Raw genomic sequence first — 21,708 nt, forward strand, 5'->3', positions numbered from 1 at the left:
AATGATACAGGCCAGGGGCGGCGCGAAAGCGCCGCCCCTGTGCACTGGCTGTCATATCTTCAGGCGCGGTGCAAAGAGTGCCGCGCCGATGCCTGTGCGTCTTTGCGGCGCAGCAACGCTGCTGGCGCGGCGCGATGATCAGCCCGGGCCTTCGGTCTCCAGCTCCGCCAGCCTGAGTGCGATGGCGCTGGCATCATGGGCCGCGATCGCCTTGGCAATGGCGCGCGCATCGGCCTTGTCCATTGCGGCGATCTTGACGCGGTCGAGGGCAGCCAGAAGCACGCTGCGGCCGGCGTCCCTGGCAGCTTCCTCTGCCTCTTTGGCTTGCCGGTCGAGGTCGTCGAGCTCGGCTTTGAGGGCTGCGCGCCGGGCCTGGATGGCAGCGAGGTCGTTTTTCCTGGGCGATGTTCGCGGCAAGGTAGAATCCTCCGATTACTGGTAAGAGACACGACCGCTTCTGTCGGCGCGCGGCGATAGATTCCACAAGGTTACAATGATTTAACATCGCTGCGTGGCACCGGGATTGGCTTCCCGGACGCACGCCCGCTCGCCCAGTATTTCCGGGGCCTTGCGAGCGAAGGCGCGCCAGGTGTGGGCCGATCCAAGCGGACTTCCCCCGTCCCCGTCTTCATGGAGCCGGGTTGTTTGGGGGAAGGTGTTGAGGCACGAGTGGCTGCGTGGTGAGGGATGGCAGGATATCCCAATCGCCACCATTGTAGACAATGTTGCCGATGGGCGCCGCTGCACGGGGCTGAACAGAGAATGATCGTAAGCACCCGCCTGTCAGATGAGCTGGTCAGCGAAATCGACCGCCTGGCGAGCGCGCAAGGTCAGAGCCGCGCCGCGTGGATCTCGAGCACCTTGCAGCGCGCGGCGTTGTCGTCCGAGAACGACAACTTGCCGGTCCTGGGAGTCCAGAGCAGGGGTCATCCTGACGACTACGTGCGCGTCACCGTTCGTCTCCATCGAAGCGAGATCGAAGCGATCGAGGAGGTGTCGGCACCGCTGCACCTAACGCGCAATGAATGGATCAAGCGAACCTTGCGTTGGGCGCTGTGGGACAGGGCAGGGGCCCTTCGGCTCGCGCCTGTCAGCCAGACTGAGCTCGGCAAGCTGCGTAAACAGGTCCTCGCCATCGGCCGCAACATCAACCAGGCGGTTCACGCGATGAATGCGGCGAACCAGCCTGAAAGCTCGCTCGATATTGCACGCATCGCCGGCCAGTTCCTTGAGACGTGCGCGGACCTGAAGGTGCTTGTCTTCGAAACACGGCGCGCCTTGTCGTCTTATGTTGGGGGTGAAGTCAGTTACTGGGTCGGGGCGTACGTCCAGGCGTACAAGGACGCGCAGAAGTGAGTTTCCGGTTCTCGCCCGGGACACTGGATTCGCTTGCCGGCGTCTTTGCTGAGCCCAAGAAGCGGCGTAGTGCGAGCGGTGGCGGGAGGGCCCATCCACCTGAAGCTGGCGGGACAATGCTGGCCTTTGCCGTGTCGTCGATGTTGCCGGCACCGACAAGACCGGCGAGTGGGAACCGTCCCAGCGTGCAGGCAAAACATGCCTTTGGTGGTTCCACGTCTACCGAGACATCAGGGCGTGCCATGCGCACCATGGAGCGGACCGCGCGGCGTGTTCCTGAAGTGGTTGTCCGCATTACCGGAAGACAGCATGGCGGCGGACACGTCCTGGCCAACTTCTCCTACGTCAGCCGTTTGGGTCATGGGGAGGACAAACAGGTTGCGCTTTATACCAGCGATGGCGATGTGCTGCGGGACGGCCGGGACATGCAAATTCTCGCCCAGGACTGGCAGGAATGGGAGGAGGGCGGTGAAGCGCGCCGTTCGGGCTCGACCTCGATTTCTATGGTCCTTTCGATGCCGGCGGCGACCGATCCGGACATCTTGCGCGAAGCGGCTTTGACCTTTGCGCGCGAGGAATTTGCCAATCGTTCGTGGGTCGCTGCGCTCCACGTCGACCGTGATCATCCGCATGTTCACCTTACCATCGCGCGCCGCGACCATGACGGCCGGCGCTTCCATCCCGACCGTGAAGACCTGTTCCGGTTTCGTCAGCGGTTTGCGCAAAAGCTGCGTGACCGCGGTATCGAGGCGAATGCGACGCCAGTACGCGCGCGCGGGATCGATCCCCGGCACGAACACATTGCCGCGCGCAAGATGCGCGAGAAGGGACAGGTTCCACAGCTCGACAAAAGCCGCGCAAAGCGCGCGCAAGCATTCCGGGATCGCGGTGTTGCCGATCCGGTAAAGAGGATCCTGGCCGAGCGTCACGCCATCGTTCTGCGCACGTATGCGAAGTCGATTGTCGAGCTGTCCGCCTCGCCCTCGCTTGCCGATCAGGTGAGGGCGCAGACCGTGCAGAAGTTCATCGACACGATGCCCGAGCCGGAGAGCAATGCAGAAAGGGCGGCACGGTTTGTTCGCGAGCAGGGCGCTGACCGCGCCAATCCGCTTTCACAACGATCACCCGGTGAAGCGGTCAACACGACCTCTGCTGAACGGCTAAAGGCCGTCAAGGACCGTCTGGCCGAAACGACACGGCAGGCGAGCGCGCTTGGGCCTTCTGCCACATCAAGGGATCTCAGCGTTGCTGAGCCTGACCTGTCGCCGGCGGCGCAGCGGTTCAGGGAAGCGTTGGCGAATGCGCCAGATCGTTTGCGTGAAATCGAGCGCGAAAGGGAAGCGCGTGAGCGCCAACGGCAACAGGATCGAGACCGCGGAGGCCCAAGCAGATGAATGATGATCTGATTACGATACTGGAGGAAATGGCGGGACAATTGGCGCAGTTCGTCCCGCTTGTTGCGCAGATTACGCCGCTCAGTGCCCGGCTTGATCGTATCGAGACCCAGCAAGACCAGATTATTGCCGGCCTTGAGGTTCTTGGTGAAGTTGCGCTTCGGGCCTATCGTGCGACCGGCCCTCAGGAGAGCCTGCCTGCAGAAGTGATGGACGCACCTATTTTGGAAAAAGCGGTCAGGCGACATCTCGCAGACATTTTTCTTCACGGTAGCGCCAAAGCCATTGCTGACGAGCCCCGCCTGTCGCAAGCCGCTGAGTGTCAGCACGAGATGGAGCGCCACCTGGCGGCGGTCTTTGAAGGCGATCTGGCCGGCCTGGACGCGGCGCGGAAGGAAAGTCGGACGTTAATTTCCGCCGCGCTCATGCGGGGGGAACATGTTTCGGTCAGGGAAGCTGCACCGGTGCTGGGAATCGAGCAGGACCGGTGCCGCTAACGCTCCTGATCGGCTCAGGGTTCCTTCTGCTGCGTTACCGGACAGCCAATACGCGAAAGGCCCCGCCGTTTCCGACAGGGCCCTTCCGAACACACGACGGCCTTGCAAGCTTGTTATCGCCGACGCAAGGCCCGCTGCCTCAGTGAAGAGATAGTCTTCAAGCCCGATGCCAAAGCAGAGCGGGAACATCAGTGAATTTATGCGGTCAAAGATGAATCGTCAAAGAAGCCATACCTGGTCCGCACAGGATCGCTTTGCGAATATCGGCGAGTTGGGCCGCAGTCACTTTCCCGGTTCTATAACGCCGTGCATTTCCGCCAGGCACACGACCATCTTTGAAACGATCGAGACGAGTGAGTGCGGCAGTTGCGATCATATCGCATTTTGCCCACATTTGCGCTGCATCGAAGGGCTTTGGCAGAGGCGTTGCAAGCGTGAGGCTGCAATGATGGGTTTCGACAGGATTGGGCGCAGGAGTGCTGAGTGGGACGACGGCGACAGGATCGGCTCGCTTCCGCAATCAGGGTATTATGCCAATCGTCGCTGTCATCGGGCTGCTCGCGGCGATGAATGGACGAGGTGATCGAATAGGATGCGAACACGCTCGTCGGGTCGTACAGCATTTGCTGCTTCGAGCACGCCTGCATGGAGTGTCCTACCGACCGGCGCGCTCTCGACACCTTGTTCGGACGCAGTAATGACCCGAAGGCTGATTTTCGCCGCGGTTGGATCGGGCCGGATGGCCATGATTGGCGGGGGGGCCATTTGCGTCAGCGCCAGCATGCCCTTGTCCTCGTAGTACCGGATCTTCCTGCCGTAGACGGGATAGATGCCCGAGCGCAGGACGATGAGGTCGGTTTCGGGAAGAAGCATCAGTTCCTGGGGGAGCATGAGCGCTCGGCGCTGATCGGATTCCGAGACTGAGCCGCCACCCCGACCCCATGAGCCCAGCGAGCGCGAGCGGGCGCGATAGGTGTATGTGCCAAGACGCTCGGACACGCTTTTCGCATCGACCGTCTCCTTGGGGCGCATGACGATTTGAACGCCGCAGTTGGCCGAGATTTCCTTGGCGATCTTGTCGCCATAGATGTGATCGAGCTGCGCAAAATTCTGGATGACGGGGAGGAGCCGGATGCCGTAGCCGGCAACATAGCTGAAGCCGCTCGCGATCACCGAGGCACGTCCCAGGCGGGTGAACTCATCGAGCAGGAGCAGCAGGCGGACACTGTGTTTTCCGGCAGATGGCAACTCGCGCACGTTGAGGTCGATGAGCTGCTGGAAGAGCAGGTTGTAGATCGGCGCCACCCGATCGAGATCATCGGGGGAGACGCCAAGATACAGCGAAATCCGCTCGTCGCGAAACGTGCGCAGGTCGAAGTCGCTCTCGGCGGTTGCGGCATCGACATAGGGGTTGAGCCAGAGGTTGATCTTGGCCGTCACCGACTGGCGGATCGATGTGAAGGTGTTGTCCGAAGAGGTGAACCAGTCGCGCAGCGCCGAGACGCATGCCCCTGACAGGGCCTTTCCGGCCTGCTCGCGTTGCCAGATGATCCTCGGGAAACGCCGCTTGGCATCGCCGGCGGCAAACTGGCGGTAGATTTCGCCGATAGTGAAGGGGAGGGCATCTTCCCCGTCATCGACGGTTGCAGCAACGTAGGCCGCGACACCGAGGAAAGCGGTGCGCGCACTTTCGGCCCAGAAGTTGTCGCCGGTGAGCGGCAAAGGAAACAGCATCGCGCCGATCTTCTGGAGCTCGTTGACGAGCTCGACGGGATCGCGGCGGTTGATGTGGCCGAGCGGATTGTAGCGGCAAGTGCGCCCCCCGGCATCGAGCGGGTTGAACAGGAGCGTGGTCTGGCGAAGGACGTTCATCCGATAGCCGGCGGTCAGGTCCCAGTTTTCCTGTTTCACATCGAGAACCACCACCGAATCCGGCCAGGCAAGGAGGTTCGGGATGACGACACCCACGCCCTTGCCGGCGCGGGTCGGCGCTTCGAGCATGACATGCTCGGTGCCGCCAAAGCGCAGAATCTTGCCCGAGAAGCGGCCGAGAATGATCCCGGCATTTTCCAGGAGCTTTGCCTTCTTCACTTCGCCGAAGCGGGCCCAGCGCGCCTCGCCATGCAGCTTTTGCCGGGTGAAGAGCGAGGCGATGATGCCAAGGGCGCAGACCGCCATGCTGACCGTGAAGCCTGCCAGAAACGGTTGCCAGACAATCGGCATGGTCTTCATGGCCCACAGCGCGCCTGGCACGCGCGTCCATGACGTTTGCGCCGAGAGCAGATGCGCGCGCCACAGAACCGTCACCGCTCCGATCGCAAGGCTGGTCACAAGGCCGATTATGACCAGAAACACGAGAGCGGCCGGTTCGGACGCCCCGGGACTGCGCACCATCTTGCCGGACATGGGCTGTTCCTTTGTTTGTCAGGAGAGGGGATTGCGCTCGGGCTCGAACCAGACTTCGCTCATCCGATACCGCGCGGGCTTGCCATCGCCGGGCGGCACGCGGTGCATCTGCACGACGATATCGACCAGCGCGCGCAGCAGCGCACGAATGTCATGGCGGTCGAGGTCGTTGCCGCCTTCCGATTCCTTGACCAGCAGGGTGAGCTGTTCGAGCGCGCCTTCAGCAGTGTTGGCATGGATCGTCGTGATCGAGCCGGGATGGCCGCTGTTGACGTTGCGCAAGTAGAAGAAGGCGGTGCCGTCGCGCAGCTCCTGGAGCAGGATGCGATCGGGGCGCATGCGCAGCGCCGATTCCAGCAGTTCCTTCGCGCCGGCTTTCTGCAGGCTCTGGCCATCCTTGGAATAGATCATGTGGACGCGGTTGCGATGCGGCACGACGAGTTCGCGCGTATCCTCGATCGTCAGCACCCGCTCGTAATCGGGGATCAGCTTGATCAGCGCCTTGGAGAAAGTGGTCTTGCCCGAGCCGGTCGCCCCGGAAATGAGGATGTTCTTGCGCGCTTCGACCGCGAGCCTGAAAAACTCGGCCCAGTTCCCTGCATCACGGCAGCCGAGCAGCGCGGTGTCGACGTCATTCACGATCCCCTGCGCTTTCACTTCGCTGAAGAGACCGGAGCGTTCGAGGCCCGCAAGATCCATCGACACGTTCGAGGCCTTGCGGATCGTGATCGAGACAAAGCCGGGTTCGACTGCGGGCGGCATCACGACCTGCGCGCGTTCGCCGCCGGGCAGTACCGACGAGCAGATGGGATAGTCCGAGCTAATGTCCTGTTTGGTGAGGCCGGCGATCAGCTTGGCAAGCGTCATGAGCGAGGAATGGGTGAGCGAGGGCGCCTCATGCCACTCCCAACCATCCCGGGTTTCAACACCGATCCAGCCCGGCTCATTGATGACGAGCTCGGTTACGTCAGCGCGATCGAGAAAAGGCTGCAACGGTGCGGCATTGTGCAGGTAGATCGGTGAGGGGCTGCCATGCCTAAGTTCAGGCCTCATCGCCGCAGCTGGAGATCATAGACCGCGCTGAAATCAAAATCCCGGGCGACGAAGATCGCGGCGGTGTCGCCCTGGTTCTTCCTGAGGATCGGCTTGATGTTCTTGGAGTCCTCGAGGATCGTCTGGCCCATCGTGCCCGGCACCTGCGATGTATAGGAGCCTTGCGCCGCGACAGCGCGCCCGGCAATGTTGGAGGCGTCTTCCAGCACGCTCATCATGAGCGCGGCGCCAAAGCGTGCCCAGAACTGCGTATCGACTCCGCCAGCAAGGCTTGAACGTCCCAGGTTGTCGGCGGCCGGTGAGCCGAGATCGATGGCCACGCCGCGCGGGGTCAGGGCGCGGGTCCACAAGACGAACAGGCGGGCCTGGCCCTGGCTGATGCCTCCCGAATACTGGCCCAGGACCTTGGTGCCCTTGTCGAGCAGGATCACACGGCCGTTTTCGGAAAAGACGTCGTGATTGATGACGCACGAGACGAAGCCGGCCTGGGTGGAGTTGATCGCCGTCTGCAGGCTGCAGGGAATGAGCGTGCCGGCACTGAGCAGGAAATTGCGGTTCTGGATGAGCGAAGCATGGACCGTTTCGATGGTGGAATGCCCAAGCGCTTCGCTGAAATCGGTCGAGCCCTTGTCTTTCGAAAGAATGGGCGCGGCGTCATCCGAAGGCGGTCCGAACCCGCTCGCCCCGAAATTCAGCCCCCCGTTCACGGATGGTCCGTCCGGAGTGGCCGTATGGGAGGACGCTGCCTGCGCCGCGATGGGAAGCGAGGATGGGAGACCATTCGCCTGATAGGCCATGATCGGAGAGCGGCGCGCAGCATCGGCGAGTTTGACCCGCTCCTCGTAGCGCTTCTGGGCCAGGGTTTCCGGCGCGCTGTCGGATGGGCCGTTTGCGATGGCCGCAGGGCCGTTCGTCCCATCCCCGTCCCCGACAATCGGGCGCCCGAAGACGTCGGTTGCCAGCGCGCCCGGTTTTCCGAGTTCGCTCGCCAAGGCCGCGCGCTGCCGGGCAGGGGAGGCCACCACATCGTCGACCGATTTCTGGCTGGCCTGGGCCGGAGCTTCGGCCGTTTGCGAGGATGCGGAGCGATGGAAGGCACCGTAGCCGATGGCGATGCCGGAGACAGTCGCAACAAGGGCAATGCCGGCGCCGAACAGCGCGATATTGCCCCAGCCCCCGCTCCTTGCGTCAGAGCTTGTTGCGGTATCTTGCGGGAATGTATCGACAGACGCTCCTTCGCCGCCGCGGTCCATCACGGTCTCGGCCATGTTACTGCCCTTTCACTTTGCGCTCGACGATGTTGGAAACAGTGCCAGTGCGGTCACCGCGTTCGTTTCGCTCTGGTGCCTCGTTGAAGATGGCCAGTACCGCCTTGCCGCGCCGGAGGCGCAGCTGGCGATAGACGGCATGGATCACTACGAAGTCATCGCGCACGTCATAAGGAACAATCGTCTCGGTCCCGTCGACGCCTACTGCGAAGATCGAGGGAATGTCGGCATGTCCCGGAAAGCGCATTACCGTGAATTCACCGTTGTCGGAGATCTCGCTCGGCTGCAACAAAGCATTGCCTTGTTCGGTGTATTCGAAATTGCGCCGGCCCTCGAGCACAGCATGGTCAAGTGCGCTCTTGACCACATGGCGTTCCATCGCGCGTGCTGCCTCGATCTCAGCTATCTGCGCCTGGGCAGCGGACAGTACTTTCGCTTGCTGCGGATAGCGGAAGCGAACGGCGTACATAGTTGCGCTCGTTCCGAGCGACAGGTTGAAGTGGTAGGTGCGCGTGGTGCCACCGTCCTGTGTCAGCACGATGAGATTGGTGCCCGGCGCGCGTTCGCGCGGTTTCAGGAAGACGACGTTGCCCACCGGCGCAATCTGCCAGGAGATCGTATCGCCAAGGGCTGCCTGCGTGACCGTCTCGCCGGCGCCGAACCGGATTTCTATTGCATGGCGGAACTGGCCGATGACCGTCACCACCTCGTCGGGATCGTAGTCGATGGTGCGAACGCGCGCGTCCTTCTTGCCTGCGGCCGGTATCTCGGCTGCGACGAGGGTATGCGGCATGGCAGCGGCGATGATCGTTCCGGCCAGCGAAAACGTCACCAGTTTGTGCCAGATCGCCCCGACGCCCCGCCAGAACCGGCTCTTTGATCCCGCGCAGGTGAGGGCTAGTTGGGTGTTCGTTGGCGAAAGATGTCTGGCGATGTGTTCGCGTAAGGCAGGGAGGAAAGGCGCTCCGGTGCGTTCGCCGCCATTGGCGGATTTGGGCTGATCGCTCATATCAGGTCTCCGGGTCTGCGTGGAATGTCACGACCTGAAACCCGAGCGGATTGATGATCCGGTCTTTCTCCATGGTGGGAGCTGCCGTGAACTTGAAGGTGAGGGTGGCGGTCCAGTTCTGCGCGGTGGGCGTGTTCTGACCGATCGTGACGATCCTGGCGTATCGGACCTGGGCGACCTTGGGGCTCAAAAAACTGATCGCGCGGATGTGGATCGAGACGAAGCCCTTGTCGCCGTAGACGTTGCTCGGAGCCGCATCGTTGCTCGACTTGACGCTGTCCAGGTAGCGATTGCCCTCGGCCTTGTCGCTCATCAGCATGACCGCATAGGCGTTTTCGCGCGCGGCATCATCCAGCCAGCCTTCGCGAAGCCGCACATACTGCGAAATGAAATAGCGGTTGACCGCATCGTCGTAGGTCTGGGGTTTTGGCCCCTTTAGCGCCGTCATCACCTCGGTCGCTCCGGTCGATTTATCGACACGGATCACGTAGGGCTCAACGGTCTTGAGCGGTGCGAGCATGGCAACCGCGCCGGTTGCCGCCACTGCCAGCGTGCAGGCGAAGCCGGCAACGATCCACGCCACGCGCCGCGACTGGATGGCGGCGCGCATGCGGTCGTATTCGAAGGTGCGCGCGCTATCGAGGTAGATGTCTTTCTCGGCGGCTTGGACCAATGCCATCAGAGGGATCCTTTTCAGCAGGGCCGGTAGGACAGCGCGATCTCGCGCTTGTCGTGGGCGGAAAGCTTGGCCGAGGCAGGCGGCGTGCTGCTCATGGCCGGGGCGGCGTTCCGGGCGTTTGGCGGCGTGGCTATCGCGCTAGCGTTTCCTTCGGAAGGCGGCAGGGGAACAGGCAGATCGGGCAGGACCGTCCCGTACATGTTGGCTGGTCGGCGGTGCTTGCCGTCGCACACGGCGGGCGGACTTATGCGAGTCCCGGTGCATCCGCTGAGTGCAAGTGCACCCAGCGCTGTGAATATCAGCGACTTCATGAAATTCTCCGTTAAGGCTCAGCTGCCCCTGCGGGTGACGGTCCCTCCGGTAGGCGGGGACGAAGTGCGATTGTTGCTTTGCGCGAGGCGGCGAAACAGCAGGCGGTTGGCCATGATGTTCGCGCCGGTCTGCAGGAAACCATGTCCGCCGGACGAGGCGCCGCCGGCTATCCCGGCCGCGATGGACGGTGACTGGAAGAAGAAGACAGTGCCGACGATGTAGATGATGACGCAGGACAAGACGCCCATCGCCACCCCTGATGCATCGAGAACCATTCGGCCCCCGCTCGTCCCCATGAACATGCTGCCGTCACCGACGGCGCCCATAATGTCGTCCATGACTGCAGCTTCGAGGCCGGTGATGAACTGGGTCATGATCGAGATGACCACCATCAAAAGGATGTAATTGGCGGTCTGCTTCAGCCAACCATCGAACAGCCAACGCGAGGAATTGAATAACAGACAAGCGAGAGCCAGCGGCGCAAGAGCGACGCAGATCGAAACGGCCAACTTGGCAAAAACGACGATGCAGAAGCCGACTGCTGCCGATAGCGCGGCGAAAATGTAGAGGACGACGATCGCAAGAAATGCAACGAGATTTGCAAAGGTCTTCTCGCCTATCAGCTCGAAATCCGCCATGCTGGCTGTCTGGCTTTGCACTTTGTCATTATCGTCAGAGATAATCTTTGCGAGCTTGTTGGTGTCTGAAACGTAGGTGTCAAACGTCGTGCCCGGGTTCGTAACAGGCGCTCCCGATCCGGCTGAGATAATTTCGGAGGGGAGATTCGTTGCGACATTGACGACGAACGTGGAATATCCAACCGCACTTGCCGCTGCGAGGGCAAAGCCGACTTTGCCGGCCTGAAAAATCAGTTCGCGAAGCGGTGCCTGTATCGCTCCGCGCAGGACAGCGAAGCCGAGCAGCAGGAAATAAATAGTTGCCGCAACACCGAGGGGTGCTGCCACGAAGCTAACGAGGCCGGAACCAAAACTGGCGACTGCCGACGAAATTGCAGTTTCAACATAACCGTACATTGAAGTGAACGTGATCATCAGGCTCATGGCGCCAGCCTTCGTATCCAGGGAGCAAAGCGGGTGCTTCGGGGATTCAGTCAAAAAGCTTGGCGTGTTTCGCTGCGAGGTCCTTTTGAACCATGGCATTGGATGCCGCTTGGGCGGCTCCGCACATCTTGAAGTGCTCATCCATGCCTATGTTGCTGTATTCGCCCTTCGTGCATTTTTGCATCCAGTCAGCCAGCAGCTTCGGGTCAGCCTCAAATTGGGTTTCTGTCGGAACGTTAACCGGTTTGTTGCAGGAAGCTACGGCCATCAGGGCAAACAGCACAATCCACCTTTTCATGTTCATTTCCTCAGAATGTTGTCGTCGTAAAGCGTCGCGTTTTTGGCGGCGCGAGCGGTGACGGCTGATGCGTTGGCGATCTGGTTGCGACCGCTCTGAGCCATCTGCAGCGCCTGCATCTTGATCTGATCGTTCTGCAGCTGCGCCTGTTCGACCGCGATCCGCGCCTGAAGGTCCATCACGTCCTTGGGATCCGTCGCGGAATCGAGCTTCGCGCGCAGTGTGTCGAGGCCCGCCATGCGCGTTTGCGTGATGGCGAGTGTGTTCTCGCCGAAAGCGGCTGTTGCCGCGGCCGAGCCTGTCGCATCCTTGAGCGCCTGGTTATAGGCCGCATCGGCACTGGTGGTTCCGGACAACAGATATTCGGACTGAATGCTGCTTGCCCTGGTGCCGAGCGATCCGATCCGTGTGAGATCGCCGCCAAACAGGGTGCCAGCATCCATCGATGTGGTCGGCATGATATTGCGCACCGAACTGTCGAACATGTTCGAAGCGACAGAATTGACGTCGGTCAGCTTCTGCAGCGACTTGAGCTCGTTCGTCGCCGTTTCGATCTGCTCCTTGCCCTGCTCGATCATCTTGAGCGTGTTCGTCACGGTCGAAAGCGTCTGCAGGTAGGTCGAGGAATCGAAGACCGGAATGCCCTGAGCCGAAGCAGGGGATGTGGCCGTCCCCAGCGCCAAGGGTGCCAATGCGAAGACAATCTTGCGCGTGTGCCTCATCTCAGCTTCTCCTGTCGCTTGCGTAGAAGAGCGGCAGCCACGCCGCGGGATCCTCGCCCACCTGGGCAATGGCGTCTTCCATGACCTCGAGTGTCTCGGCTCTACCTGAGAGGACCGAGAGTTCGTCGGGCATGCCGGAGAGGTCGAGGCGGGCGACGATTGAGGTGTGGCCCTGCTTGATGAGAAAACACCGGCTCTCCGGGGTCAGGTCTTCCTTGATCAGCCGGAATTCCGCATCGGTGAGCCCCAGGCCCTCGCAGTAGTCCGTACGCCTGGCGTCGGAATTGGGCAGGAGAATCTTGGTTGCGGTCTGCTCGATGATCGAATGCGCGATCGATGAACGCAGCGCGTCCGCCGGCGACTGGGTGCCGAACACCATGAAGGCATTGCGCTTGCGGAAGGTCTTGAGACCGTCCTGTGCAAACGCCTTGAAGGCATCGTCTTCCAGAGCCTTCCAGAATTCGTCGATATCGACGACGACGCGCTGACCATTCAGCAGTGCATCGACCCGGTGGAAGAGATAGAGCATCATCGGTGTGCGAATTTCCGGGTTGTCGAGAAAATCCGTCATGTCGAACCCGACAAAGCGAGCCGCCATCGAGACCTCGTCAGTAAGGCCGTCGAAGGCCCACCCGAGCGGACCGCCCAGACACCAGCGCTCGAGGCTCGCGCCGATGCCTTCCGCATCGGCATAACCGAGCATCTCGCGCAGCGCGCCGAGCGATCGGTCCGGGGCGGAAAGGCGCATCACTGCATCGAGCCCTTCATCGATCGCGCGCTCCTGAGCGACGGTAAGCGGCTGACCTTCGCGGCGCACCAGGACGCGGATGAACCGGCGCAGGAATGCCATGTTGTCGTGCGTCGGCTCGAGGCCCTTGAGCGGGGCAAAACCGGTCGGCTCGCCATTGCGCAGGGCAAGGTAGGTTCCGCCACAGGCGCGCACGAAGATTTCCGCGCCGCGGTCCTTGTCGAAGAAAACCTGGCGCGCGCCGGTCTTTTCCAGCTGGGCCATGAGAAAGTTCTGCAGGACGGTCTTGCCGCCGCCGGTTGGACCGATGATGAGCGTGTGCCCGATGTCGGCGCGGTGAAAATTGAACCAGAAGGAGGATCCGGCCCGCGTCTTGAGGAGCGTCACGGCGCTCCCCCAATGGTTTCCGGTCTTCTGACCGGCAGGAAACGTGTAAAACGGGCTCATCGCCGCAAAGTTGCGGCTATTGATGACCGCGGGGCGCGCGCGCAGCCTGAAGTTGCCGGGAAGCTGGGCCCAGAAGGCCGCTTCGAGCGCCACGTCCTCGCGGGCCATGACCATGCCGGTATCGGCAGCCGCCGCTCGCGCGATCGAGAGGCGTTCGAGCAGGCGTTTGGGATTGTCGTCGATCACCGCTATCGAGAGATGATGCTCGCCCATCACGAAGCGGTTCGCCATGAGAGCATCGACACCGTCGAGCAGCTCTTCGGCCTGGCTTACACCGGCATCATTGGACGACACCATCTGCTTGTATTTCTTCTGGAAGCGTTCGCTTGCCACCGACTTCACGAGCGGCGCAAAACTTTGCGTGAGAACATAAGGAAAATCGAGGGTGAGCAGGCTGTTGAACTGGCCGCTGCGTGTATTGGCTACATATTCGCGCACACCGAACATGCCGAGGTAGTGTGACTTGGCAGGCAGGCGTATTTCTGCCGCGTCGCGCCCGAAGATGATCCGCGCATTATAAAGCGCCTGTCCGAGCCTGCCGTGCACCAGCGGGATGCGGATGCGATCGCCCGTGAGGATGAAATGCAGGACCTCCATTGGCCGCGAGAACAGGACGCCCTCTCGCTCATAGAGCGAGAGGGCTACCGGATTGGTGTCGGCGAGCATGCTCTCGAAATCACGGCATTTGTCCGCCATGATTTCGAGCGCGCGGGTGTCGTTTTCCGCGGCCTGCCCAGGCTTGTTGAACAGGCGGCTGATCTGGTCGCCGGCCATGTTCGAGGGGCGCACCAGGATCGTGACGTAGAACTCGTTGTGGTAAAGGACCTTGTCCTTGAGGCGCTCGGCATACTTGTCCTGCAGCGCCCGCGCGAATTGGGAATGGAATTCGCCGTCAAGCACCGGGTCGGTGGCGGTACGCACGAGATGGGTCCAGACCGCCACGCGGTCATCGCCGATCGTGCGCCAGGCAATGTTGAGCTTGCCGTGCCAGCTGTTGAGGTCGGCGATGTCCGAAGTCTCAAATGGGCGGCCCTCGAGGCGGTACATGCGCATGAGTGCGCCGTCCGCCAGCGCGATGTTCGTGTCATCGACTTGGCGCGTATAGGGGATGAACCTGATGTCATCCTCTTCGCGCAGGGCCACTTTCTTGTGCTTCAGGTTAAACCGGGTCATTGCCGAAGGGCCTGCGCGCAACACCGCTCTTGAGGCGGACGGGCGAGTAGCTGCCGCCGCCCCAGAACCTGCGGTTTTTCGAGAGGAACGTGGTCTGGAACCATAGACCCCACAGCCGGAACGCGTTGAAGTCGTAGTGAACGATCATGCGTGCGGGAAAATAGAGCGCGCCGAACAAGGCGAGGGGGTAGAACGGGTTGTGCACCAGTCCCCACAGGCCCATGCACACCATGATGATCGGCAGGATCGCCTCGATCGGCAGCCCCATGAACACCGAGGGCCGGGTGAGGGCGAGAAACACCTTGTCTTCGGCGATCTTGTCCACCTCAGCCGCCCATCCAGCCCACGATCGTAGTCGCCGAAAAGATGATGCCGATCCCGATCAGAACAGTCACCGCACGGCCCCAGTCCATGCGCCCCGTCAGCTTGGCATAGCCCACCGCCATGATGGCAATGACGCCCACGACCGAGGCGATCGTCGTCATCCAGGTCTTGATCGTGTCGAGTCCGGTTTCGATGCTGGTGCCTGCAAGCGCCGGCTGCGCGATCGCCATGAGCGCGAGGCCGCCGGCAAGTCCTGCAATCTGACGGGCGCGGGTATCCGGCACGGACCGGTGCTTGCGGGCAAACTTCATATGTGTCTCCATGTTGGGATTAGCGTTCCATGTCGGGGGTCGGGATCGTCTCGATCTGGCGAACAGTGGCGGGGTCACGGACCGCCACATCGTGGCCGCGCCGCAGTACGCCGGCGATCATCTGGCGGCTTTCGAGATTTGCGGCCTCGATTTGCTCGGCATCGCCTGCAAAGACCTCGATGATATGCCGCTCCATGACCGCCTGGGCTTCGAGCGCATGGGCCAGACGCGGATCGCTGCCGCGCGCGGCCGCAGACCCGTTCAGGAACAGATCCGCCAGCTCTTCGTTGGCCTGGTCGGCCTCCCGTTCCTCAGCGCTGCGACCGGGTTTCGAAAGCCCGGGACCTGTCGGAGATGCCGTCAGAGTCGCGTTGATACGCTCTTGCAGATCTTCGTGCGTCTTTTGGTCGCTGCGCCGCCGCTGCGCATCCTTGCGTTCGCGTTCGGCCTCGTCGCGTTGCCGGGTTTGCAATTCCTCGCGTTCTGTAAAGCTGGGCTCATAGCCTTTGATCTCCAGGCCTGCACGGGACGCCTCAAGCCACACCGCCTTGCGAAACTCTTGAGATCCTTCAACCGCGATGGATTGCCAACCATTGTGCCGGGCAAGCTTGACCAGGTTTTCGACCGTCTCGCGGTCCTCGCGGTGCGCGAGGATCCTGTTATCGCCGATTTCGATTGCAGGGCCGTTCTGACGCCCCGGCGCAAACAGGCCGACGTGGAGTGCGCCCGGCGCTAAAGCCGGAACCGTGCGCACTTCATAAAGCGCCGTCAGTTCGTCAGGGACGCCAAATCCATTGCCGGGTTCCTGGCGCGTGTCGTGTGCGCCATGCGCAATGGAATTTTCGGGATTCACTGGAAGACCTCGATGCTGGAGTTGACCTGACCGAAGACCCATTGCTCTGGCTGCTGCGCCGCAGGCGCCGAGGCCGCTTGGGTCTCGATCGATGGAAGAGGGGAGGGGCCTGTCAGCGAGGGCCCTGCCAGCGCAGGGTGTGCCTTGATCGCGCCGATCATGGCAGCGGCCGACCAGACACGGCGAACATAGCCGTTGTCGAAGCCACGGGTCATCGACCCGGTGTTGTAGAGCGAGTAGGTAACGCTGATCGCATCGAGCCCGGAGTAAAACTGGCTCGCCTTGGCATAGCCTTCCTGCAGCACGCTGGAGGCGAGGGCGAGATTGGTGCAGGGATCGAAGGTCTCCTCGATACTGACCCCAAGGCGGGCAAGGTTACGCGAGTTGATCTGCGCCAGGCCGATGTCGACCGAATAGCCCGCCGTGACATAGCGGCGCACCAAGCCTGTCGCTTCGGCGAGGCTCTTCGCCCGAACGCGCGGCCCCTTGTTGACGTTGATTCGCAAGGGATCGCCGCCACTCTCGGCCACCACGAGGGGCACGAGCGCTTCGCTCGCCACGTCGGGCGCGCATCTCTGTGCGAGCGCCGAGAGGGCAGCGACAGTGTAGATCATCGCTTGCCCGCCCGCGACAGCCGGTAGAACGAGGGCAACTCGTCCCAGGTATACCGGGTGATCGCGGAGTTTCTAGTGTTGAACAGATAGTAGCGCACCTCGCCCTTGGGCAGTGCCATGCGCATGAGGTAGCTGTGCCTTGAGAGTTTGGTGACCCCGGTGGCGACCTTTCCTTCAGAGCAGGTCGGGAATGAACCGCCCATCGCCAGCACCTTCCAGAGCCGGGTGATAGGGGGAACACACTCAGGGTACCTCGTGGGCGAGCCCGGCGTCGCAAGACACAGGATGACCTGGCAGCCCCAGCTCGAGGCGTGGGCCTGCTTTGGGCTCATCGCTGCCAGCACGCCCACGGCGCAGAGCGAGAAGGCGCCTGACAGGCTGGTCCATCTGGTCAATGCGTGCGTGGTCATGCTCCGGCTCCTTGCGCTGTCTGTCGCCTGTATGAAAATAATATATGACGAAGATGACAGATAGTGCAACCGCTGCCGCGAACACAAAATTCAAAATGTCGAAGGCGCCCGATACGCCGCGCTTGCAAATGCGTGGTGAGCGTTGATGAACGGTGCTGATTTCCTTAAAAGGCGGCCTTTGTTGGACGGCCGGGCAGAAACCCGCGCCAATCGAGCGCGACGCGGTGGGCGAGAAGGGCGAGAAGATTGACTAAAGTTGTCGCGTTTCTGGCGCAGGCCCCGGGATCGGCGTCCATCGAGGATCAGAAAGCCCTGCTCGGCCCCGGTGATCTCATAGTGGTCGCGGGCAAGAAGAGCTTTGCCAAGCTCCCCGATTATATGGCGCAAAATGGGATGGCGCTCGAAGCAGGCGACCATGTGAAGATCCACGATCTCTCCTGCCTTTTGCTGGAGACGACTACCCTGGTGCGCGCAATGATCAAATTGCTCGACGCAGGCATCTCGATCGAGATCATAAAGCCCGGCATAGTCATCAGCCCCAATCTCGACGATCAGGGGCGGGCCTTGCTCGAGGCGCTGAGCGGACATAATCGGCACATTCACGGGATCAAGACGCACCCTGCTGATGCAGCACCGCAGGGGCGCAAGCGACTGCTCGATCCCGAACGTGTCTCCGAGATCCGGGCCATGCTCGAGCAGCCCGGAGCGACCTCCAGTAGTGTCGCCAAGGAGCTGGGTGTAGCGCGTTCAACGCTGTTCAACTATCTCGACCGCTTCGGGAGGGGGCGGTAAATTGCCCGGCTCGAGGAACGTGTAAAGCGGCGCGCCAAGACAGCTTGCGATCAGGGCCATCTCTGCAAGGGTCAGACTTTTCCGGCGTCCGTTCAGGATGCCTTCGACATCCTGGCAGGCAAGCTCGCACCGCGAGGCAAGGTCGGCAGGGGTCAGATTTAACCGGGTCAGCGCAGCCTTCACGCGCTTGCCAAATCTCTGGCGCAGAACGACGGCTTCGGACATGCAAACTCCTTGGCGCACGCACCAGGATGTGCGCGCGTTTGTGATGTGCACCCGTGGAAGGGATTCAAGTCAGCTTGGGGCCGCCGATACAACCGCTTTTACACCAAGGTCCCATTAAAGTCTTGTAATCCAATCTGAAGATTGAGAGTCCGATAGACAGATTAACCTTGCGAAAGCCTGGAAGGGAGCGGGACTTTGCAGCCCTTCTAGGCGTCGTCCGGCCGGATCATTTCCCAGGCCTGCTGCCCGACAGCATCGGCGAGCTTCACCATCGTCTCGAGCGAGGGGTTTGCCTGTCCGCGCTCCAACATCGAAATATACGCCTTGCCTTTGCCGGCACGGCTCGCAAGGTCCATCTGGCTCAGGCCGAGGGCCTGACGATGCCTCTTCAAACGCGTTCCGAACAATATCGCCTCAGGAAGGACCATGTCGTCCAGGTGAAGAATTTCTGCCATGCTTGTCCCGTTCCGGGCCCCCGTTTCAGCGGTTTTGCCGCCTATGTCCTTTGAAGGCCCTCTACACTATGCCGCCCCGAGCGGAGCAAGCGTTAATTGCACCATGGACCAATCACCCCATGTGATCATCGGATGGCTCGGTCTCGCTCATATCGTCCCCGGCGGGGTTGGACGATGGCGTCATGATGGCATTGCCCGGCGCCGCGATCGCCCATGGCCCGTTACCTGGCCGACGTGTTGCAACAGGGCGTTCAACAACTCGCGGACATCATCCCGCTTGAAACCGCCGTCACTGGGGTGGCGGCTTCTGGCGCGGTGCATCTGGTTCCATTTCCAGTAGGGGGAGAGGACCTGGGCCAGGCGGTCTGTTTCCTCGCACACGTAGCCAAAGCCCGTTGCATTGGCATAGGCGAGCGACCTGTCGACATGAAGACCGATATAACGCGCGCACCAGGCATCGGGAAAGCCGACGTCGAGAAGATGCGATGACAGGGCCAGTTGGAAGGTGATGCCGGAAAAGTAGAGAAAGTCCGTCCAGTTACCCTGTGCTTCGGGGGCTGCGGTAGGCATGAATTCTTGTGCGCGCCAGTACCGTTCGCAGCTGAGGCTGCGTCCATCCTGCGTTCTCAGTAGTTGGAACGGTTCACCGCCGTAGATTCTCCATAGCGCGGCGAGTTTGCCGTTGTGGGCTCGCGCCGCCGGCCGGCCAGGCAGACTGGGCTGTGCCGAGACAGGGATCAGGTTGTCCATCGTCATCTCCGGTCCGCATCAGGGCGGTTTTGCGGAAGAGACGAAACGGATGCGGCAAACAGTCCCGAACTCCCGCACGCTAGGCGCGGGAGCCGCCGGAGCTGGTAACATGCTGAACACATGCGCCGCTGCCTTTAGCCCGAAGACCTGGACATGCGCAGCGGCACCCCGGAAACCGAGGTGTCCGAGTTGCTTGTTCAGCGGGATTACCAGTCCCGGCGCCGCCTTTTGCGCAGCGCGACAAGAGGATAGCAGAGGGGAGTCATGGCGCCAAGGGCTTGGCGAGACAGTCTTGCATCTGTGACTGACAGAGGTGCGCCAAGGCGTTACTGGCGCCCATCGCAGTATCCCTGGCCGGCTCCGACTGAGTCAGTTGCCGAACAGGCGTTCGACCGATTCTGCGCCGTAGGCCTCGAGCAGTGCCAGGTCGGGAATGTGTTCGGGCTCGAGTTCCTGCCAGGCGCCGTCGTCGAAGCGCAACAGGTGGCGATCGAATGCCCCGAAAGCGCGGCACCATTACCGATCTTGGTTATGCGTCTGCTCCAGACGACGGTCTTGGCGAACAATGGCGCAGATCGAGGCGATGGATGAGGTGCGCCATTGACCATGGCGATTATGGCCTGTGTCAAATCTGGCTGATGACGGTCCTGCAAAGCCAATGCCGGGATGCGGGATGTCGTGAAGGACATGGCAATCCCTGGCGAGCAAAGCCGCATCTCAATTCATGCGCGAATGAGCGACGCGCGATATCGATTGCCCTGAATGGCGACAGGACAAGGGTGCGTTGAAGGCGGCGGCCTGTCCGTGCCCTCGGGTTTTGTTGCGGCGCAGCAACGTGCCTCGATAATTCAGGCAGAGAAGGCTTTGTGACGCAATTCTACTAGCGCGAATCGATGAGCATGGTTAGCGTTTTGCTCGCGACCCGAATGGCCACTTCATCTTTCCAGTACCGGAAGGGGCCAATCATATCTGGCGGCAGTCGGTAGTGGCTGCCGCATTTTTTCAGATCTGGATGTTCGGTAATGAGAAGCGGGGCCCAGCCCATGGGCATCACGGTGACAGTATTCTCGTGGCAGGTTCGAAATGAGAAAGCGGCAGGTTGATCTTGCATTCCCACCTGCCATCGGCGTAACCTCGAAGAGGCGATCCTTGAATTTGGTGCCAATACAGCTAGGGGGTCGCGCAATTGCTACGCGTGTGCAGCTCACACTATCTTTCGGATCGGATCCTTCATGGCAGACTTTGACGCGCGCCGCGCCGCGCTGGACCTCGTGACAGCCTATGTAAACAACAACACGTTCAATGCGGCCCAGTTACCCAATTTGCTCAGCGATGTGTTCAAGGCGATTACCGACTTTGACGCCGCTGTCGAAACGCCGGTAGCCAGGTCGCCTGTGCCCGTAGCCAAGACGACGCCCACGCCCGCTGCGCCTGCGAAGGGCGAGGTTGCGCCTAAGGCCGCGCCCAAAACCACGACCAAGGCGACAAGGCCGGGAGCTTCTGATGTTGCGGCCTCCAAGCCTGCTGTCTCGATCGCGGAATCGACCCGCGACCCCAATTTCATCGTCTCGCTCATTACCGGCGAGAAGTTCAAGACGCTCAAGCGCCACTTGAGGAAGCATGGCCTTACCGAAGCGGGCTCTGTTGCAAAGATTGACGAGGCACGTGGGATTACCGTTCGGGAGGATTGCTCAAGCGGCTGCGGCGAAATGTTGGTTGAGCAATTCCATGGTTTCGCAGAGGGCTGAAGGTCCGATGCCAAAGGCCCTCTCGATCAGACGCACCTCGCCCCTGATCCCCGGTTGAATGCGCCAGGCACGGGCCTGACCCTTTCGAAGTGCGCGCATGAGTTCGAACCCCTTTATCGTGGCATAGGCGGTCGGCAGCGACTTGAACCCCCGCACCGGCTTGATCAGCATCTTCAGCTTGCCGTGGTCTGCCTCGATCACGTTGTTGAGATACTTGACCTGACGATGGATCACCTCGCTGTCGAGTTTACCCTCTTCCTTCAACTCGCCGATCGCCGCGCCATAGCTCGGAGCCTTGTCGGTGTTCAGTTTACTCGGCTTCTCCCAGTCCTTCAGGCCGCGAAGCGATTTGCCCAGGAACCGCTTCGCCGCCTTGGCGCTGCGGGTCGGGGAAAGGTAGAAGTCGATCGTGTCACCGCGCTTGTCCACCGCCCGGTAAAGATAGGTCCACTTGCCCCGAACCTTGATGTACGTCTCATCCAGGCGCCAACTCGGATCGAAGCCGCGCCGCCAGAACCAGCGCAAGCGTTTCTCCATTTCCGGAGCATAGCGCTGGACCCAGCGATAGATTGTAGTGTGATCAACCCCGATGCCCCGTTCTTCGAGCATTTCCTCCAGATCGCGGTAACTGATCGGATAGCGGCAGTACCAGCGAACAGCCCATAGGATCACTTCGCCCTCAAAATGGCGCCATTTGAAATCCGTCATCAATCCGTCCACGCCCGAAAACGCCGATCCATTCGCATACGCCACAATTTTTGCAACAGAGCCCGTTAACCCATTATTGGCCCAGTCGGCCCGAA

At 61.3% G+C, this 21,708-nt stretch carries 26 protein-coding genes; 5 read left to right on the top strand and 21 right to left on the bottom strand.

Annotation, left to right across the window (positions count from 1 at the left end; all coding sequences use genetic code 11):
* Positions 1 to 138: 138 nt before the first annotated feature.
* Positions 139 to 417 carry a hypothetical protein gene (locus SPHV1_RS19190; protein ID WP_054947617.1) on the bottom strand — a complete coding sequence of 93 codons (279 nt, stop codon included), beginning with the start codon at positions 415 to 417 and terminating at the stop codon, positions 139 to 141.
* Positions 418 to 762: 345 nt separating this feature from the next.
* Between SPHV1_RS19190 and SPHV1_RS19195 the strand changes: the two genes are divergently transcribed.
* The 3 genes from SPHV1_RS19195 to SPHV1_RS19205 all read left to right on the top strand — a co-directional run bounded on the left by SPHV1_RS19195 (position 763) and on the right by SPHV1_RS19205 (position 3,247).
* Positions 763 to 1,356 (top strand): hypothetical protein, encoded by a 594-nt coding sequence (locus SPHV1_RS19195; RefSeq protein WP_054947618.1) that lies wholly within the window; start codon positions 763 to 765, stop codon positions 1,354 to 1,356.
* 242 nt (positions 1,357 to 1,598) lie between these two features.
* Positions 1,599 to 2,750, top strand: a complete 1,152-nt coding sequence (locus SPHV1_RS19200) for a relaxase/mobilization nuclease domain-containing protein (protein ID WP_231634756.1) — start codon at positions 1,599 to 1,601, stop codon at positions 2,748 to 2,750.
* Entirely contained in the window at positions 2,747 to 3,247 is a 501-nt protein-coding gene (locus SPHV1_RS19205; RefSeq protein ID WP_054947619.1) for a hypothetical protein, read from the top strand. Before SPHV1_RS19200 ends, SPHV1_RS19205 begins: the two co-directional genes overlap by 4 nt.
* A gap of 205 nt (positions 3,248 to 3,452) precedes the next feature.
* On the opposite strand, the gene SPHV1_RS25870 is transcribed toward SPHV1_RS19205, so the two are convergent.
* The 16 genes from SPHV1_RS25870 to SPHV1_RS25875 all read right to left on the bottom strand — a co-directional run bounded on the left by SPHV1_RS25870 (position 3,453) and on the right by SPHV1_RS25875 (position 16,935).
* The gene (locus tag SPHV1_RS25870; RefSeq protein ID WP_231634757.1) at positions 3,453 to 3,623 is read right to left on the bottom strand and encodes a hypothetical protein; all 171 of its coding nucleotides are present in this window, start codon (positions 3,621 to 3,623) and stop codon (positions 3,453 to 3,455) included.
* A 170-nt stretch (positions 3,624 to 3,793) separates the two neighbouring features.
* On the bottom strand, positions 3,794 to 5,653 hold the full coding sequence (locus SPHV1_RS19210; RefSeq protein ID WP_054947620.1) for a type IV secretory system conjugative DNA transfer family protein: 1,860 nt from the start codon (positions 5,651 to 5,653) through the stop codon (positions 3,794 to 3,796).
* A gap of 18 nt (positions 5,654 to 5,671) precedes the next feature.
* Positions 5,672 to 6,706, bottom strand: coding sequence for a P-type DNA transfer ATPase VirB11 (gene virB11, locus SPHV1_RS19215; RefSeq protein ID WP_054947621.1), 1,035 nt, complete (start codon positions 6,704 to 6,706; stop codon positions 5,672 to 5,674).
* Positions 6,703 to 7,974: a type IV secretion system protein VirB10 gene (virB10, locus tag SPHV1_RS19220; protein WP_054947622.1), complete on the bottom strand. Its 1,272-nt coding sequence runs from the start codon at positions 7,972 to 7,974 to the stop codon at positions 6,703 to 6,705. Before virB10 ends, virB11 begins: the two co-directional genes overlap by 4 nt.
* Position 7,975: 1 nt before the next feature.
* Positions 7,976 to 8,983, bottom strand: a complete 1,008-nt coding sequence (locus SPHV1_RS19225; RefSeq protein WP_054947623.1) for a TrbG/VirB9 family P-type conjugative transfer protein — start codon at positions 8,981 to 8,983, stop codon at positions 7,976 to 7,978.
* A 1-nt stretch (position 8,984) separates the two neighbouring features.
* A complete protein-coding gene (locus SPHV1_RS19230; RefSeq protein ID WP_054947624.1) occupies positions 8,985 to 9,662 on the bottom strand; it encodes a virB8 family protein in 678 nt (225 codons plus the stop codon).
* Between the two features lie 14 nt (positions 9,663 to 9,676).
* Positions 9,677 to 9,973: a hypothetical protein gene (locus tag SPHV1_RS19235; RefSeq protein ID WP_054947625.1), complete on the bottom strand. Its 297-nt coding sequence runs from the start codon at positions 9,971 to 9,973 to the stop codon at positions 9,677 to 9,679.
* Positions 9,974 to 9,991: 18 nt separating this feature from the next.
* Positions 9,992 to 11,026, bottom strand: a complete 1,035-nt coding sequence (locus tag SPHV1_RS19240) for a type IV secretion system protein (protein ID WP_054947639.1) — start codon at positions 11,024 to 11,026, stop codon at positions 9,992 to 9,994.
* 55 nt (positions 11,027 to 11,081) lie between these two features.
* On the bottom strand, positions 11,082 to 11,333 hold the full coding sequence (locus tag SPHV1_RS19245) for a hypothetical protein (RefSeq protein WP_231634759.1): 252 nt from the start codon (positions 11,331 to 11,333) through the stop codon (positions 11,082 to 11,084).
* A gap of 2 nt (positions 11,334 to 11,335) precedes the next feature.
* The gene (locus tag SPHV1_RS19250) at positions 11,336 to 12,055 is read right to left on the bottom strand and encodes a type IV secretion system protein (protein WP_054947627.1); all 720 of its coding nucleotides are present in this window, start codon (positions 12,053 to 12,055) and stop codon (positions 11,336 to 11,338) included.
* Between the two features lies 1 nt (position 12,056).
* Positions 12,057 to 14,423: a VirB4 family type IV secretion/conjugal transfer ATPase gene (locus SPHV1_RS19255; protein ID WP_054947628.1), complete on the bottom strand. Its 2,367-nt coding sequence runs from the start codon at positions 14,421 to 14,423 to the stop codon at positions 12,057 to 12,059.
* Complete coding sequence (locus SPHV1_RS19260; RefSeq protein WP_082431073.1) at positions 14,410 to 14,748, bottom strand: type IV secretion system protein VirB3; 339 nt, start codon at positions 14,746 to 14,748, stop codon at positions 14,410 to 14,412. Before SPHV1_RS19260 ends, SPHV1_RS19255 begins: the two co-directional genes overlap by 14 nt.
* A 1-nt stretch (position 14,749) precedes the next feature.
* Positions 14,750 to 15,058 carry a TrbC/VirB2 family protein gene (locus SPHV1_RS19265; protein ID WP_054947629.1) on the bottom strand — a complete coding sequence of 103 codons (309 nt, stop codon included), beginning with the start codon at positions 15,056 to 15,058 and terminating at the stop codon, positions 14,750 to 14,752.
* A 19-nt stretch (positions 15,059 to 15,077) separates the two neighbouring features.
* On the bottom strand, positions 15,078 to 15,812 hold the full coding sequence (locus SPHV1_RS19270; RefSeq protein ID WP_156367397.1) for an LPD7 domain-containing protein: 735 nt from the start codon (positions 15,810 to 15,812) through the stop codon (positions 15,078 to 15,080).
* Between the two features lie 95 nt (positions 15,813 to 15,907).
* The gene (locus SPHV1_RS19275) at positions 15,908 to 16,525 is read right to left on the bottom strand and encodes a lytic transglycosylase domain-containing protein (RefSeq protein ID WP_054947631.1); all 618 of its coding nucleotides are present in this window, start codon (positions 16,523 to 16,525) and stop codon (positions 15,908 to 15,910) included.
* Positions 16,522 to 16,935 carry a hypothetical protein gene (locus tag SPHV1_RS25875; protein ID WP_054947632.1) on the bottom strand — a complete coding sequence of 138 codons (414 nt, stop codon included), beginning with the start codon at positions 16,933 to 16,935 and terminating at the stop codon, positions 16,522 to 16,524. Before SPHV1_RS25875 ends, SPHV1_RS19275 begins: the two co-directional genes overlap by 4 nt.
* Before the next feature lie 246 nt (positions 16,936 to 17,181).
* Between SPHV1_RS25875 and SPHV1_RS19285 the strand changes: the two genes are divergently transcribed.
* The gene (locus SPHV1_RS19285; RefSeq protein ID WP_054947633.1) at positions 17,182 to 17,727 is read left to right on the top strand and encodes a helix-turn-helix domain-containing protein; all 546 of its coding nucleotides are present in this window, start codon (positions 17,182 to 17,184) and stop codon (positions 17,725 to 17,727) included.
* Here SPHV1_RS19285 and SPHV1_RS25125 read toward each other — a convergent pair.
* From SPHV1_RS25125 to SPHV1_RS25130, 3 genes are all read right to left on the bottom strand, one after another.
* Positions 17,683 to 17,952: a helix-turn-helix domain-containing protein gene (locus SPHV1_RS25125; protein WP_156367398.1), complete on the bottom strand. Its 270-nt coding sequence runs from the start codon at positions 17,950 to 17,952 to the stop codon at positions 17,683 to 17,685. The two genes, SPHV1_RS19285 and SPHV1_RS25125, sit on opposite strands and share 45 nt — an antisense overlap.
* A gap of 206 nt (positions 17,953 to 18,158) precedes the next feature.
* The gene (locus SPHV1_RS19290) at positions 18,159 to 18,407 is read right to left on the bottom strand and encodes a helix-turn-helix domain-containing protein (protein ID WP_054947634.1); all 249 of its coding nucleotides are present in this window, start codon (positions 18,405 to 18,407) and stop codon (positions 18,159 to 18,161) included.
* A gap of 180 nt (positions 18,408 to 18,587) precedes the next feature.
* Positions 18,588 to 19,157: a hypothetical protein gene (locus SPHV1_RS25130; RefSeq protein WP_156367399.1), complete on the bottom strand. Its 570-nt coding sequence runs from the start codon at positions 19,155 to 19,157 to the stop codon at positions 18,588 to 18,590.
* A gap of 1,232 nt (positions 19,158 to 20,389) precedes the next feature.
* Between SPHV1_RS25130 and SPHV1_RS19300 the strand changes: the two genes are divergently transcribed.
* Positions 20,390 to 20,905, top strand: a complete 516-nt coding sequence (locus SPHV1_RS19300) for a MucR family transcriptional regulator (protein WP_054947636.1) — start codon at positions 20,390 to 20,392, stop codon at positions 20,903 to 20,905.
* On the opposite strand, the gene SPHV1_RS19305 is transcribed toward SPHV1_RS19300, so the two are convergent.
* Positions 20,849 to 21,613 carry an IS6 family transposase gene (locus tag SPHV1_RS19305; RefSeq protein ID WP_054947637.1) on the bottom strand — a complete coding sequence of 255 codons (765 nt, stop codon included), beginning with the start codon at positions 21,611 to 21,613 and terminating at the stop codon, positions 20,849 to 20,851. The two genes, SPHV1_RS19300 and SPHV1_RS19305, sit on opposite strands and share 57 nt — an antisense overlap.
* Positions 21,614 to 21,708 lie beyond the last annotated feature (95 nt).

The organism is Novosphingobium sp. KN65.2 (assembly GCF_001368935.1).
In the GTDB taxonomy this organism is placed as follows: Bacteria; Pseudomonadota; Alphaproteobacteria; order Sphingomonadales; family Sphingomonadaceae; genus Novosphingobium; species Novosphingobium mathurense.

Coding starts and splice junctions, on each gene's coding strand:
- SPHV1_RS19195 (WP_054947618.1), top strand. CDS start 763: ATGATCGTAAGCACCCGCCTGTCAGATGAGCTGGTCAGCGAAATCGAC.
- SPHV1_RS19200 (WP_231634756.1), top strand. CDS start 1,599: ATGCGCACCATGGAGCGGACCGCGCGGCGTGTTCCTGAAGTGGTTGTC.
- SPHV1_RS19205 (WP_054947619.1), top strand. CDS start 2,747: ATGAATGATGATCTGATTACGATACTGGAGGAAATGGCGGGACAATTG.
- SPHV1_RS25870 (WP_231634757.1), bottom strand. CDS start 3,623: ATGATCGCAACTGCCGCACTCACTCGTCTCGATCGTTTCAAAGATGGT.
- SPHV1_RS19210 (WP_054947620.1), bottom strand. CDS start 5,653: ATGTCCGGCAAGATGGTGCGCAGTCCCGGGGCGTCCGAACCGGCCGCT.
- virB11 (WP_054947621.1), bottom strand. CDS start 6,706: ATGAGGCCTGAACTTAGGCATGGCAGCCCCTCACCGATCTACCTGCAC.
- virB10 (WP_054947622.1), bottom strand. CDS start 7,974: ATGGCCGAGACCGTGATGGACCGCGGCGGCGAAGGAGCGTCTGTCGAT.
- SPHV1_RS19225 (WP_054947623.1), bottom strand. CDS start 8,983: ATGAGCGATCAGCCCAAATCCGCCAATGGCGGCGAACGCACCGGAGCG.
- SPHV1_RS19230 (WP_054947624.1), bottom strand. CDS start 9,662: ATGGCATTGGTCCAAGCCGCCGAGAAAGACATCTACCTCGATAGCGCG.
- SPHV1_RS19235 (WP_054947625.1), bottom strand. CDS start 9,973: ATGAAGTCGCTGATATTCACAGCGCTGGGTGCACTTGCACTCAGCGGA.
- SPHV1_RS19240 (WP_054947639.1), bottom strand. CDS start 11,026: ATGATCACGTTCACTTCAATGTACGGTTATGTTGAAACTGCAATTTCG.
- SPHV1_RS19245 (WP_231634759.1), bottom strand. CDS start 11,333: ATGAAAAGGTGGATTGTGCTGTTTGCCCTGATGGCCGTAGCTTCCTGC.
- SPHV1_RS19250 (WP_054947627.1), bottom strand. CDS start 12,055: ATGAGGCACACGCGCAAGATTGTCTTCGCATTGGCACCCTTGGCGCTG.
- SPHV1_RS19255 (WP_054947628.1), bottom strand. CDS start 14,423: ATGACCCGGTTTAACCTGAAGCACAAGAAAGTGGCCCTGCGCGAAGAG.
- SPHV1_RS19265 (WP_054947629.1), bottom strand. CDS start 15,058: ATGAAGTTTGCCCGCAAGCACCGGTCCGTGCCGGATACCCGCGCCCGT.
- SPHV1_RS19275 (WP_054947631.1), bottom strand. CDS start 16,525: ATGATCTACACTGTCGCTGCCCTCTCGGCGCTCGCACAGAGATGCGCG.
- SPHV1_RS25875 (WP_054947632.1), bottom strand. CDS start 16,935: ATGACCACGCACGCATTGACCAGATGGACCAGCCTGTCAGGCGCCTTC.
- SPHV1_RS25125 (WP_156367398.1), bottom strand. CDS start 17,952: ATGTCCGAAGCCGTCGTTCTGCGCCAGAGATTTGGCAAGCGCGTGAAG.
- SPHV1_RS19290 (WP_054947634.1), bottom strand. CDS start 18,407: ATGGCAGAAATTCTTCACCTGGACGACATGGTCCTTCCTGAGGCGATA.
- SPHV1_RS25130 (WP_156367399.1), bottom strand. CDS start 19,157: ATGGACAACCTGATCCCTGTCTCGGCACAGCCCAGTCTGCCTGGCCGG.
- SPHV1_RS19300 (WP_054947636.1), top strand. CDS start 20,390: ATGGCAGACTTTGACGCGCGCCGCGCCGCGCTGGACCTCGTGACAGCC.
- SPHV1_RS19305 (WP_054947637.1), bottom strand. CDS start 21,613: ATGACGGATTTCAAATGGCGCCATTTTGAGGGCGAAGTGATCCTATGG.